Source organism: Bordetella sp., from assembly GCF_051960075.1.
Taxonomy (GTDB): Bacteria; Pseudomonadota; Gammaproteobacteria; order Burkholderiales; family Burkholderiaceae_B; genus Bordetella.
This window is the reverse complement of the sequence record NZ_JBQCER010000028.1, coordinates 74,450-87,452: the sequence shown is the minus strand read 5'-3', so window position 1 is coordinate 87,452 and position 13,003 is coordinate 74,450. Positions and strand designations below refer to the sequence as shown.

The 13,003-nt window shown below is 62.9% G+C and carries 14 protein-coding genes; 2 read left to right on the top strand and 12 right to left on the bottom strand.

The window, feature by feature from the left end:
• Positions 1-7 precede the first annotated feature (7 nt).
• From ACTHJ1_RS03820 to ACTHJ1_RS03785, 8 genes are all read right to left on the bottom strand, one after another.
• A complete protein-coding gene (locus tag ACTHJ1_RS03820) occupies positions 8-679 on the bottom strand; it encodes a haloacid dehalogenase type II (protein WP_440187912.1) in 672 nt (223 codons plus the stop codon).
• A gap of 45 nt (positions 680-724) precedes the next feature.
• Positions 725-2,194 (bottom strand): aldehyde dehydrogenase family protein, encoded by a 1,470-nt coding sequence (locus ACTHJ1_RS03815; RefSeq protein ID WP_440187909.1) that lies wholly within the window; start codon positions 2,192-2,194, stop codon positions 725-727.
• A gap of 214 nt (positions 2,195-2,408) precedes the next feature.
• Positions 2,409-3,164, bottom strand: a complete 756-nt coding sequence (locus ACTHJ1_RS03810; RefSeq protein ID WP_440187906.1) for a helix-turn-helix domain-containing protein — start codon at positions 3,162-3,164, stop codon at positions 2,409-2,411.
• 269 nt (positions 3,165-3,433) lie between these two features.
• On the bottom strand, positions 3,434-4,447 hold the full coding sequence (locus tag ACTHJ1_RS03805) for a TQO small subunit DoxD (protein ID WP_440187903.1): 1,014 nt from the start codon (positions 4,445-4,447) through the stop codon (positions 3,434-3,436).
• 204 nt (positions 4,448-4,651) lie between these two features.
• A complete protein-coding gene (locus tag ACTHJ1_RS03800) occupies positions 4,652-5,158 on the bottom strand; it encodes a hypothetical protein (RefSeq protein WP_440187900.1) in 507 nt (168 codons plus the stop codon).
• A 102-nt stretch (positions 5,159-5,260) separates the two neighbouring features.
• Positions 5,261-6,097: a universal stress protein gene (locus tag ACTHJ1_RS03795; RefSeq protein ID WP_440187897.1), complete on the bottom strand. Its 837-nt coding sequence runs from the start codon at positions 6,095-6,097 to the stop codon at positions 5,261-5,263.
• A 151-nt stretch (positions 6,098-6,248) separates the two neighbouring features.
• Positions 6,249-6,659 carry a PaaI family thioesterase gene (locus ACTHJ1_RS03790; RefSeq protein WP_440187894.1) on the bottom strand — a complete coding sequence of 137 codons (411 nt, stop codon included), beginning with the start codon at positions 6,657-6,659 and terminating at the stop codon, positions 6,249-6,251.
• 14 nt (positions 6,660-6,673) lie between these two features.
• Positions 6,674-7,477: an SDR family NAD(P)-dependent oxidoreductase gene (locus ACTHJ1_RS03785; protein ID WP_440187891.1), complete on the bottom strand. Its 804-nt coding sequence runs from the start codon at positions 7,475-7,477 to the stop codon at positions 6,674-6,676.
• A 119-nt stretch (positions 7,478-7,596) separates the two neighbouring features.
• Here ACTHJ1_RS03785 and ACTHJ1_RS03780 point away from each other — a divergent pair, with 119 nt between their 5' ends.
• Together ACTHJ1_RS03780 and ACTHJ1_RS03775 are read left to right on the top strand one after the other, a co-directional pair.
• Positions 7,597-8,541: a GlxA family transcriptional regulator gene (locus ACTHJ1_RS03780; protein ID WP_440187888.1), complete on the top strand. Its 945-nt coding sequence runs from the start codon at positions 7,597-7,599 to the stop codon at positions 8,539-8,541.
• 120 nt (positions 8,542-8,661) lie between these two features.
• The gene (locus tag ACTHJ1_RS03775) at positions 8,662-9,015 is read left to right on the top strand and encodes a hypothetical protein (protein WP_440187989.1); all 354 of its coding nucleotides are present in this window, start codon (positions 8,662-8,664) and stop codon (positions 9,013-9,015) included.
• A gap of 48 nt (positions 9,016-9,063) precedes the next feature.
• Here ACTHJ1_RS03775 and ACTHJ1_RS03770 read toward each other — a convergent pair whose 3' ends face one another.
• The 4 genes from ACTHJ1_RS03770 to ACTHJ1_RS03755 form a co-directional block, all read right to left on the bottom strand.
• A complete protein-coding gene (locus ACTHJ1_RS03770) occupies positions 9,064-10,122 on the bottom strand; it encodes a ketopantoate reductase family protein (protein WP_440187885.1) in 1,059 nt (352 codons plus the stop codon).
• Between the two features lie 74 nt (positions 10,123-10,196).
• Positions 10,197-10,910 carry an ABC transporter ATP-binding protein gene (locus ACTHJ1_RS03765; protein ID WP_440187882.1) on the bottom strand — a complete coding sequence of 238 codons (714 nt, stop codon included), beginning with the start codon at positions 10,908-10,910 and terminating at the stop codon, positions 10,197-10,199.
• Positions 10,910-11,683, bottom strand: a complete 774-nt coding sequence (locus tag ACTHJ1_RS03760; RefSeq protein ID WP_440187879.1) for an ABC transporter ATP-binding protein — start codon at positions 11,681-11,683, stop codon at positions 10,910-10,912. The genes ACTHJ1_RS03765 and ACTHJ1_RS03760 overlap by 1 nt, the downstream gene beginning before the upstream one ends.
• The gene (locus ACTHJ1_RS03755; protein ID WP_440187876.1) at positions 11,680-12,981 is read right to left on the bottom strand and encodes a branched-chain amino acid ABC transporter permease; all 1,302 of its coding nucleotides are present in this window, start codon (positions 12,979-12,981) and stop codon (positions 11,680-11,682) included. The genes ACTHJ1_RS03760 and ACTHJ1_RS03755 overlap by 4 nt, the downstream gene beginning before the upstream one ends.
• Between the last annotated feature and the right edge of the window lie 22 nt (positions 12,982-13,003).

The following is a 13,003-nucleotide window of genomic DNA, read 5'->3' as shown; positions in this document are numbered from 1 at the left end:
ACGCCGTTCACAGACCCACCACGGCAGCCAGGCCGCCGATATCGCGAATTTCCGTGCAGCCGTAATACGCCGCCGGCGAAGGTTCGTGGCCGCGCGCCACGAAAACCTTGTTTTTGATGCCCATGTCGTGCGCAGTCATCAGGTCGTAGCGCGGGCTGGACGACACATGCAGGATGTCCAGCGGCCCGCAGCCGAGCTGATCGAACATGTATTCGAACGCCTTCATCTGGGGCTTGTAGGCCTGCGCTTGCTCGGCCGTGTAGACGGCGTGAAACGGAACGCCGATGCGGGCGATGTTGTGAGGAATCTGCACGTTCATCGAGTTGGTCAGGCCCACCAGAGGAAACTCCTTGGCCACCTTGGCCAGGCCGGCCGTAGTGTCGGGGTGCGGCCCCCAGGTGGGGACCTGGTCGTAGATGGTCTTGCCGTCGCCCTCGCGATACGCAACCCCGCAGCGCTTGCAGGTGCGGCGGATGGCGTTGTCGACCACGTTGAAATAGGGTTTCCAGGCACCCAGCACTTCATCCAGGCGGTAGGCCGAGAACACGCTGATGAACGCATCCATCTCGCCGGCTGCAACGCGATCCGCGTACAGCTTTCTGGCCGCATTGGCCATTTCGAAGTAGATCAGCGTGCCCTGGACATCGAAAGTGATGTATTTAGGTTTGAAAATTGCCATGTCTATGCCTTGGAAAGAATGGGAGCCTTGCCAGCCCGTGGGGAGTTAGAAATCGATGAGCACGCTCTTGTAGCGAAGGTTGGCTTCGAAGGCCTGACGGCCCAGATCCTTGCCGATGCCTGATCCCTTGAAACCGCCGGTAGGAATGATGAAATCGCCCGTGCGCCCGAAGCGGTTGACCCACACTGTGCCGGCCGCCAGGCGGCGGGTGGCGCGCATTGCGCGGCCCAGATCCTGGGTATGGACGCTGGCGGCCAGCCCGTAGGTCGGATGATCGGCCAGCGCCAGTCCTTGCTCTTCGTCGTCGAATTCCTGCACCGTCAGAACAGGGCCGAAGATTTCCTCGCGCAGCGCCAGCATGTCGCTGTTCACGCCGGTAAGTATGGTCGGGCGATAGAAGTAGCCACCCAGGTCATGCTCGAAGAATCCGCCGCCGCAATAGGCCTGGGCGCCGCCGGCCAGGCTATCGCGCACCGCGCCATCCACTTTCAAGGCCTGGCGTTCGCTGATGAGCGGTGCGTAGCGCGTCGCTTCGCGCCAGGTCAGCCCGGGACGCAATGCCGCCACGGCGGCAGCGACCTTTTCGATCAGGGCGCCGGCAATGCCTCGTTGGACGATCAGGCGCGAGCCGGACACGCAAGCCTGCCCGGCGTTGGAGGTAAAGCCGCGCACGATCCGGTCGGCCAGCGCGTCCAGATCGCCGGCGTCGTCGTAGACCAGCTGCGGGCTCTTGCCGCCCAGCTCCAGCGTTACCGGCTTCATGCCGTGATGTGCGGCGTCGGTCATAATGCTCGCGCCGGTCAGCGTCGAGCCGGTGAACGAAACTTTCCTCACCAGCGGATGCCTTACCAATGCTGCTCCCGCCACGGCGCCGCGTCCTTGGATCACGTTGAAGATGCCGGCCGGAACGCCGGCCTCGACGGCCAGCTCGGCAAAGCGCACCGTCGAAAAGGGCGTCAGCTCGGACGGCTTGAGCACGATGGCGTTGCCGGCTGCCAGCGCAGGGCCGCACTTCCATGAAGCCATCGACAGCGGAAAGTTCCAGGGTGTGATGGCGCCCACGACGCCGTAGGGCTCGGCCAGTATCAGGCCCAGGCTGTCGCGCCGGGTGGGCAAGGCATCGCCGCCGAACTTGTCGGCGCACTCGGCAAAGAAGCGGATGCACTCGGCAGTGAACGGAATTTCATGTGCCAGCGCATCCCGGATGGGCCGGGTGGAGCCGACGGCCTCGAGCCGCGCAAGCTCGCCCGCGTTGGTGTCGAGCAGATCGGCCCAACGGCGCAGGATGCGTCCGCGCTCGCGCGGCGGGCGATAGCCCCAGCCGCTGCTCTCCCAGGCCTGCTGCGCGCCGGACACCGCCTCGTCGACGAGGTCGGCGGTGGCGTCTGGAATGGCGCCCAGCAGCTTGCCGTCGGACGGGCGCGACACATCGAGCGCCGGCCCGCCTTGCGCAAGCTTGCCCCCGATGAAATGCCCTTGAGGAAGAGATACGTCCCGCGGCTCAAAGTCCAACATGCCTGCCATCCTTCGGTTCGTCACCCGGCTCCGAACCGGGTCGATTCACACAAACAACAAAATATTGAAATTATTTTCAATTTTGCGGATGCGTCCGAAGGCTGTCAATACGTATTCGGGTAAGTCCTCCCGTGGGGTTTTTCCCATGGGAATCGAATCATGCCGCTCCCCGCGCAAGATTCAATCGCTTGAAATCGCGGGCAGAATCACGTCTTCAAAGATGGATGACGGACGGCTTTGTGTTCATGATCCAGAGCAGCTGCGCCGGCTCGTCGCAGGTATTTTCGACCCGATGCGACAGCTCGCTGCTGAATTGAAAACTGTCTCCCGCCTTCAGCCGTTCGGTGGCCCCCGAGACGGTCAGATCGATCTCGCCGTCGAGCACCACACCCGCCTTCTCTCCCGGACCAACCAGGATGTCGACGGATTTGGTGTGCGGCGGGAAGGAAATGAGCATGAACTTGATGTCGTAATCGCCATGCGGCGACAGCAGCTCTTTTTGCAGCCCGCCCTTGCCGACCGAGAAATGCGGCCTGTCCTTGGCTCGACGCACGAACTCGGGAGGCGCCTCGTTCTGGGCCGGATATCCCTCATCCCCTTCGAGCAGCGACGTCAGCGGTATGCCCAATGCCTCTCGCAGACGTTCCAGAGTACGCACGGACGGATTGGAAAGACTGCGCTCGATCTGGCTGATCATGCCGACCGACACGCCCGACTTGTCGGCCAGCTGCACCAGCGACAGGTCCGCCGCACGGCGCAAATCGCGCAGCCTGGCCCCGAGCAGCGGCGCTTTTCGGGCTGAAGGGGATTGACGCCGGCGCAGCGCAGCCGATTTGCGGTCAGAGGAAGCGCTTTTCGTTTTTTCTTGCATTTTATCGATCCGATCCGTGACGGTTTTCAATATTCTGACATATTCTGCTGAAAAAGCACCCCTCAACTGCCTGTTTTTATGTCGGTCCCAGGCATGCACGGAATTTTCTACTCCCCGATGCCAACCCGACTCCCGGCGAATACGGCGCCAAGAGCACCTGATAAGGCGCAGCCATATTCCGCGCGCCGTACGCATGAAGCACGCAGCCGGACTGGCTGGCCAGGTCCACCGGTCGTGCATAGGGTCGTTTTCGCGCTATGGGGTCGGCCAGCTGCCGATGCCTGCGCGCAGGAGACAGGCGCGAAGCGCAGGACGGACACAGCGCGCCCTGCGGCGATGAACCGAGAGAGGCCCGCGCGAAGCGAGCCTCAGTTCGCGGCCCGCGGCAGCACCGTTGCCTTGAACACCCGGTCGTCGATAGTCTGCAAAGCCAGGATGGAGTCCGGCGCTATTGTCTCTCCCGGAGCGCCAGGCAATGTGATGGTGGCACGCGCACCCATGTTCGCCGCCAGGCCCATCAGGGCAGGCTTGAACTTGTTGTAGGCGTAGTCGTTCACGATGGCCGATTGCGACAGACGGGCCAGGGCATCCGGGCCCCATTCCCGCAGGATTTTGCCCGAGGCGTCGAGCAGCGTGGCATCGACAATATGCGCCGGGGCTTCCGATGTACCGCCATCCAGATACACCGTGAACGTGACGCTGCCGTCGGCGGAGGACGTGGCGTGCGTGATGCTCAGGTGATGCACGGTGGGACTGGTCGGGCCGGAATGGAACGGCGTGAGGATCGAGCCGCGATAGTAGTTGTAGGTCAGCATCACAAAAGCCATGGTGACGACCGTCAGCGTCAGGGCGAGCGGACGCAGCACATGGGCCGCGAGCGGACCGCTCGCCAACCAGGTGAACCAGGTCTTGTCCGCCAGCTCGGGCTTGCGCCGCGCGATCGCCGCATCGATGGACCAGGCCGAGCTGCCGGCCAGGAACAGCGCCACGCCCATGCCGAAATTGCACGCAGCCATGGTCCACTCGTCGATGCAGGTGGCCCCCTGCCAGCCATAGAGCAGCATCAGCACGAAGCTCAAGCCGATGGTCGCCAACGCCGAAAGACGCGTCAGAAAACCGACCATCAGGAACAGACCGAAGAACAACTCGATGGCGCTGAAGACGATGATGCTGGTGTACAGCAGCGCAAAGTGCCGCAGCAGGAAATCGACGATGTGGCCGGTGCCCAGCAGGGCGCCAGGCATGGCGCTCTGGAATTTGTTGGCCATCCAGCTGGCGGCATGCGGGTCGAGCTTTTGCGGGGCGTAGATGAAGCGCCGCGAACCGCCGCCCCAATAAATGAAACCTTGAACGAATCGGACAGCCAGCATGGCGTATGCCATGAGCTGCCATGCGCCTGGGGCTGCAAGACCCCGACCGGCTGCCGAGCCCAAGGACGAGCTCTCGGAGGGAAGTGTTCTGTTGGACGTCAAGACATGCCTCCGGAGCGGTATCGCTTTAAATTTCTTTTAGTAATAAAAATATTTCCAAATGGTATTTCAAACAAAACCATGGGGCAAGCGTGGATACATAAGCCGCCGATCCGGCTATCGGCGCAAATACACCGCCAGAAAACAGGCAGCGGGTAAATTTTTGATATTCGGCACCGATGTCATGTCCTGGTCCAGTCCGTAGAGGTTCAGGCGCCCTCCCTCGGCCGAAGGTTCGGTCTCTATGACGAACGCCTTGACGGGGTTTGCGCCGCATGAAAGCGCGACGTCGGGCTTATTCACGCTGACCACCCAGACGGTCGCGGGCGCCACGGTTGCGGCATCGAACGCGCCGATATACCTCACGGGAACACGGCCCAGCCGATCGAAGCGCATTGCGACCGGCATTTTCGCCGCACCGCCCTCACCCGTGCCATGGGCCATCTCGAACGCCAGAGAACCGGTGATATTCACGGCAGCGTCGCTTTGCGGTTGCCATTGAACCGCATCGGGCGGAACCACTTCCTGCGCCGCGGGTGCGGCCAAAACCACGGCGGGCAGACAACAGCACAAGAGCAACGCGCCAAGACAGGCAGAAAATAAATCTTGAGAGATGCGTTTCATGTTCATGATTGCCGGGGAAGCGTCGTTCGCGACGAGGCCGCGCGACGCAAGATCAAAATAAAGTAGTCGGGCCGCGATCGGGCGGACAGGACGGCCTGAGGATCAATGCGACATCAGCACGGGGACGGTCATCGACTTCAGCAAAGTGCGAGTGACGCCGCCCAGGAATAGCTCGCGCAGGCGGGCATGGCCGTAACAGCCCATCACGATCAGATCCGCGCCGAAATCCGCCGCGCGCGACAAAAGCAGATCGCCGGTGGAAATATCGTGCACGCCGTCGACTTCTTCGATTGCGACATTTGCGCCGCGCCGCGCGACGGCCGCCGCGATCCGATCCGTACCGAAGCGAGGGGCATCGGTCTCCCCGGACGCATTGATGCTGAAAATGATGGTCTTTCTGGCCCGGACAATAAAGGGCAAGGCATCGTGCAGAGCCCTGCTCGCCTCGCGACTGCCGTCCCAGGCGACGCAAATCGTGTTGCCGATCTCCGTGAATCGGCCCGCATAGGGCAACAGCAAGACGGGGCGCCCGCCGGAAAGAACCAGGTTTTCGATGAATTGTTCGGCAATGAACGACTCGGGATCTTGCGGATCGCGCTGGCCTGCGATGACCAGATCCGCAAGCCGGGCGGCCCTGGGCATCGCCAAGTTGGGAGCGAGCGTGGAGAAGTCCCAATCGCCGTCGATGCCGACGCGCGCAAGCGCCTTGCGAAACATGGATTCTTCCGCATCCTGGTATTCGCTGCGCAATGCATCGTCGGCAAACCCATATCCGGGCGGTTGGGCGATCATGCTGATCGGAGCGAGGGCCGGCTGAAATACGCTGAACAGGCCAGTCAAACGTGCATTGAAGCGCTTGGCGACATGGAGTGCGGCTTCGATGCGCTGCGGCATGGCCTTGCTGGCATCGATATGAACAAGAATGTCCCGGTAGTCCATGTTGGCGGCTCCTGTGAAATTGAATGACGGCTTTTTGCCGACTTTGAATCAAGGATAGAAGCGCGCCCGCCTTTTCAATTGAGCCAGATCAAGACTTGTCTGGATACCTGCTAACCGACATCGGCGCGAGCCGCGCGCGGCCACGCCGACGTCACCAAAGAATGATCTGCGAGCAGCGGAACAGCGAGAGCTTGCGTCCCTTGCCGTCGGTCACCGTCGCCGACCATATCTGCGTCGTGCGGCCCATGTGCTCGGCCACCGCCTCCACGCTCAGGACGCCCTCCTTCGCCGTGCCGAGGAAGTTCGACTTCAGCTCCAGCGTGGTGAAACCCTTTGCGCCTTCGGGCAGATGCGCCATGGTCGCATAGCCAGCGCAGGTATCGGCCAGCAATATCTGCGAGGCGGCGTGCAGGTAGCCGTTGGGCGCCATCATCCACGGCTCGACCGTCATCTCCATGGTCATGCGCCCTTCGCCGATGGCAAGCGGCCGCACACCGAACTTGTCGGGCAACATGCCGCGCTGGCGTTCGAGAAAGTTGCTGAGATCGGTATTGCGGAGCATCGTGATTTCCCTGGTCAGAGCGCGGCCGCATAGCGCGGCGCGACGGTGTTGCTGGACAGATGATTTGCCATGGCCTTGCGTGCGGCGTCGTAGGCATCCCACTCCCGGCCGGCATGGAGCGACGGGATAGTAACTTTTTCGCCGCGCTCGAAGCCCAGCAGCGCGGCGTCGACCAGATCTTGCGCGCGCATGACGATGCCCGAATCGAGATTCTCGACCGGCAACCCCCCGATAGCCCAGAAATCGGTGGCGGTGGCGCCGGGCAGGACCGCCTGCACTTGCACGCCCGTATCGGCCAACTCGTGCTGCAGCGACTGGCTGAAGGCCAGCACAAAGGCTTTGCTGCCGCCATAAACGCCGTTCAGAAGCTCCGGGGCGATAGCGACGACGGACGCGATGTTGATGATCGCGCCGCGGCCCCGCGCCACGAATCCCGGCACGGCCGCATAAGCCAGCCGCATCGGCGCGGTGACGTTCAGATCGATGATGCGGGTCATCTGCTCCACATCGCTTTGCAGCAATGGCGTATGCGTGCCGATGCCCGCGTTGTTCACGAGCAAAGTGATGCTGGCGTCCCGACGCAATTGATCTTCGATATGCGCCAGCGCGGCGCGGTCGTTCAGATCTGCGGCCAGCACTTGCACCGCGCGGCCGGTGCGAGTGCTGATGTCGTTGGCCAGCGCGTTCAGCCGTTCGCGGTTGCGGGCGACCAGGATCAGGTCGTAGCCGCGCCGCGCGAGCCGATCGGCATAGAGCGCGCCGATGCCGCTGGAGGCGCCGGTGATGAGGGCGGTGCCGAGATGGGTTTGCTGCGTCATGATGAGCTCCTTGTATAGGTAATGGAAATCGTCCATTTGCAGCATGATGCGATTTGCCGAAAATGTCGTAAATGACGTATATAGTCATTAATTAAGACATCGCTTGCAAAGATGACGCCATGCACCGCATCGCCTACCTGCTCCCCGAAAGCTTCCAGGTCATGGGCCTGGGCACCCAGGCCGTTTTCGAACTCGCCAACCTGGTCGTGGAAGAACCCTTCTACGTCGTGGAGAACTACGCCCTGGGTGGCGCGGCGCGCGCATCGACGGGCCTGACGGTTCACGCGCGCCCGTTCACCGCGCGCAGTCAGGCCGACACGTGGCTGGCGGTGGGCGTCCTGTCTCCGCTGTCAACGCCCGTGGCGCCCGAACTGTCCCGATTGCTGGGCAAGACCGCTGCGCGTGCGCGGCGCGTCGCAGGCCTGTGCACCGGCGCCTTCGTGTTGGCCGAGGCGGGCCTGCTCGACGGACGGCGCGCAACGACGCACTGGTATTGGGCCGACGTCATGCAGCAGCGCCACCCTCTCGTGCAGGTCGAAGCCGACCGCATCTACATCGCCGACGGGCCGGTCTGGACCTCTGCGGGCATGACGGCGGAGCTGGACCTGGCGCTGGCGCTCGTCGAAAAAGACCTGGGCGCCGAAGCGGCCCGCTCGGTCGCGCATCGGCTGGTCATGCATCAGCGCCGCTCGGGCGGGCAGTCGCAGCACTCCGAGATGCTCAAGCTCGCGCCCAAGTCGGACCGCATTCAGCAGGCGCTTGAGCATGCGCGGCGCAATCTCTCGCAGGCCCTGAGCGTAGAAGAACTGGCCGAGGCCGCCAGCCTGAGTCCGCGCCAATTCAGCCGGGTCTTCACAGCCGAAACGGGCCAGTCGCCCGCCAAGGCCGTCGAGGGCCTGCGGCTCGAAGCCGCGCGGCTGATGATCGAAAGCAGCCGGCATCCGCTGGAGGTAGTGGCCCGGGAAACGGGCTTTCGCGACCGGCGCCACATGCGTGAGGCCTTCATGCGCGGCTTCGGCATACCGCCGCAGGCCGTGCGGCGCGATGCCCGCGTCGCGTCGTGACCAGGCGTCTCGTCGAAACATGAGCGTGCAACCCTCCCGGATCTTTTCCCCATGTCTAGCCGAATCGACCCTTTCGCTCCGCCCAGAAAGAAGTAGGCTGCGCCCCGCCCGAACTCGCTCCTGTGGATCCTCGAACCTCTGGAGAAGGATGCCGGTTACACGGGCCGCAAGATGTTCGGCAGCGATGCAGCCTATCTCGAAGGTTTGCTGTACCTGGTCGCCGTCGACCGCGACGAGCCATGGAACGTCCTGCTGGTCGGCACCTCGAAGGAGCACCACGCGGCGCTGATGGATGAACAGCCAGGCTTGCGGCCGCATCCCGTCCTGGGAAAATGGCTTTATGTTCCGCAGGACGACGAGACATTCGAGCCAATCGCGCGGCGGGTGGGAGAACTTACCTTGGCGCGGGACCCGCGCATAGGCGTCGGACCCAAGCACAGGCCGCGCCGCAAGGTCAAACGGCCCGAGGCATGACAGCCTCACGCTTTCTCCAGGAGAGCATCGAGGGGGAAAATTTGCCGCTCACCATGCGGCCTGCCCGGGAAGATCGTGCGCGTGAGCCTTCAGCAGCTCGCCGAACCGGTCCAGGTAGACGAAGTCGTTCACGCCGCGTCTTTTTTGCGCCTCGGTCACCAGTTCGACGATCTTGTCGTTGAACGGCGTCGCTACGCCGTGCTCGCTGCCTTTCCGGCAAATGAGGCCGTTGATGTAGTCAATCTCTGTATCGCGGCCTTTCTCCAGATCCTGAAGCATGCTTGCCCGCAATCCCGCGTGCGCACCCCATATCTTCCGGTAAAGCGTCATTTTGGACGGAATATCGGCTGCGCTGCGCAATTCGAAGAATTCGAAATCCTCACCCTGCATCGGCGCGAGCCGAACGCCGTCGGCGCGAGCCACCTTGATGCATTCGTCCGCCACGAACGCCAGGCACGCCATGGCTTTCGGATCGGTCAACACGTCTCCGAACGTGCAGCCCAGCGCCGCGGACATGCCACTGAACGTGGCGTTCATGAGCACCTTGGAGAACCGGATGCCCATCAGGTCGGCAAGTATCTCGGTTCTTCCGACACATTCCAGATACTGCTGGGCCACGCTCAACCGCGGACGGTCGACGCCGTCGACCTCGCCGATTTCGAACGCGAAATTCTTCATCGTTTCGTAGTCCGAAGTCAGGCAGGAAACGCCGGGCCTGAGCCAGGTCGCGCCAAAGCCGACCGCGCCGCCCAGAGTACGCTCACGGCCCACGATCGCCGCGACCGAGTGCTCGGGAATACCGTTCTGCAGTGTGCATATCGAGCTGTCGGGATGTAGATGCGGCAGAAGCTGCAAGAGCGTTTCCTGGTTGCGGGTCTGCTTGGTCAACAGAAAGACGAGATCGTATGTGCCCGTCAGCTGATCCGGGGTATAGGCCGTTACCGGCGCGTTCAGTTCGACCGCCCCCGTCACTGTCGCGCCGAACCTGTTCAGCGCGTCGACATGGTCCTTATAGGCATCCACCAGATCGACCTGTTTCCCCGCCTGATTCATTAACGCGCCGATGATGGTTCCAAGAGAACCGGCTCCCACGATAGCTACTCGCATATGCTGCTCCTTTCATTGTCCTTTTAGAGTACGCCGGCTCCCAGCGCCAGAACGCACGGCCGCGCCGGCGATCCCTACACTTCGAGCCATTCTTTGCGCACCTGCGCATTGTCTTTGAGTTGGGCAGGCGTTCCTTCGAACACGATGCTTCCGTGGCCCATGACGTAGACCCGCTGTGAGATATCCAGCGCAATCGCCAGCTTCTGCTCGACCAGCAGAACTGATATGCCGCATTCCTTCAGCGCCAGAAGATACTCGCCCACCTGCACCACCGCCTTGGGCGCCAGCCCTTCGGTAGGCTCGTCGATAAGAATCAGATCCGGATCGCCCATCAGCGTGCGGCACAGCGTCAACATCTGCTGCTCGCCGCCCGAAAGCACGCCAGCCGCGGTGTGCTCGCGCTCTTGCAGACGCGGAAACATGCCGTACATCTGCGCCAGCGTCCAGCGCGGCTTGCCTTGGCGCCGGTTCCGCTTCTCGCCCAGCAACAGGTTCTGGCGCACAGTCAGCGCGGGAAAGATGTCACGATTCTCGGGCACATAGCCGATACCCAGTCGTGCGATCTCGAAAGTGCGGCGCCCCAGTATCTCTTGGCCGTGAAAGCGTACGGAGCCCGAGGCCTTGACCATGCCGAGTATGGTTTTTGCCATGGTGGAGCGCCCCACCCCGTTGCGTCCGAGCAGCGTGACGATCTCGCCTTCGCCGACACGCATGTCGACGCCTTGCAGAATATGGCTCTTGCCGTAATAGGCGTGCAAGCCTTGCACGTTCAATATTCCTTGGGTCATCAGTGTTCTCCCTCGCCTGCGTCTTTCTCGAGGGTCGTGCCGAGGTAGGCTTCCTTGACCTTGCCGTTGTTGCGGATCGCCTCGGGCGTATCGGTTGCGATGACCTCGCCGTAGACCAGCACCGAGATGCGGTCGGCAAGGCCGAACACCACGCCCATGTCGTGCTCGACCATCACCAGCGTCTTGCCGACGGTGACTTTGCGGATCAGCTCCATCGCATGATCCGTTTCCGAGCGGCTCATGCCGGCCGTAGGCTCGTCCAGCAGGATCACTTCCGCGCCGCCTGCGATCGTGATGCCGATCTCCAGCGCGCGCTGCTCGGCGTAGGTCAGCAGGCCTGCCTGTGTGCCGCGCAGACGCTGCAGTCCGATCAGCTCCAGCACCTGCTCGGCGCGCTCGCGCGCATCATGCAACCGGGTCAGCCGATGCCAGAAAGAGTATTTGTAGCCGAGCGACCACAGCACCGCGCAGTGCAGGTTCTCGAACACAGAAAGCCGGTGGAAGATATTGGTGATCTGGAAGCTGCGCGACAGCCCCATGCGATTGATCGCGAAAGGCTTGAGGCCGGCTATCTCCACACCGTTGAGTTTCACCGAGCCAGAGCTCGGCGCACTGCGCCCCGAGATCAAGTTGAAGGTCGTCGATTTTCCCGCCCCGTTGGGGCCGATCAGCGCATGGCGCTCGCCTTTCGGGATGCTCAGGTTAACCCCTCGGATGATCTCCGTCTGACCGAACCGCTTGCGCACTTCGCTCAATTCCAGCGCTGCCGTCATGCCCGGTCTCCCGCCATTTCCGCCTGGACTTCGTCCCAGGCCCGACGCACGCGCGCCAGCGCCGCGCGCCAGCTCAAAGCCCCTGCCAGCCATAGCGCCGCGGCAAGCGCCCAGGATTTGAGCGAGGCCGCGTCGAAGCCCAGGCCCGCCAGCGTGACGAGGGTGCCGCTGTCGTTGTCGATCTGCAGCTTGTAGGTCAGCTCTACGGTCAGGATCAACGCGGCCAGGAGGATCAGGCCCGCGCCCAGCGCGGCCGAATAGGAAGGCAGCATGCGCCCGAGCTTGCGCTCGGCCGCCAGCGGCGCCTGCTTCATCACCAGGCTGGCGACGCCGCCCGGCACGAACATCACGATCAGCACGAAGAACAACCCCAGGTAGAGCAGCCACGCATGGGTCAGGCTGGACAGCGCGACCGCGAACAGCACGTACAACACGGCGCCGATGACGGGTCCGAAGAAAAAGCCGCTGCCGCCGATGAAGGTGGCCAGCAGAACGCCACCGGAGAGCACGGCGCCGACGTTCTCGGCCGTCACGATCTCGAAGTTGATGGCCGACAGGCCGCCAGAGATTCCGGCGAAAAAGGCCGACAGAATCATCACCAGGTAGCGCACGCGCTGGGTGTCGTAGCCGACGAACTCGGCGCGCTCGGGATTGTCGCGCACGGCGTTGGCGATGCGGCCCAGGGGTGTCTGCGTCCAGGCGTACATCGCGATCATCGACAGCAGGCACCACGCCGCAATCAGGTAGTACACCTGGCGTCCGGGTCCGTACGTGATGCCGAGCACCGCATGACCGACCACACGGTCGGTCGAGATGCCGCCTTCGCCGCCGAAGAAGCCGGGAAACATCAGCGAGCTGGAATACACCATCTCGCCGATGCCCAGCGTGATCATGGCGAATGTGGTGCCCGATTTTCTCGTGATCACATAGCCGAACAACACGCCGAAGAACGCGCCGCCGAGCCCGCCCACCAGCGGCAGCAGCGAGACGGGCAGCCAGAGCTCGCCCGCGCCGATGCGGTTGAGTGCGTGCGCGGCGACGAACGCGCCCAGGCCCGAAAAGACCGCATGACCGAAAGACAGCATGCCGCACTGGCCGAGCAGCATGTTGTACGACAGGGCGAAGACGATCATGATGCCCATCTGCGATAGCAGCGCGATGGCAAAGCCGCCCGAAAAACACAATGGCAGCAACAGCATCGCGAGCGCGGCCAACCCCCAGACGGCGCAGTGCGCAAGCCGGCGGCTCGGGGAATGCGGCCGGCCCGGGGCCGCCGCGGATTCGTAGTTTTGATGCATTGCCCTTTTCATGACCTTCATG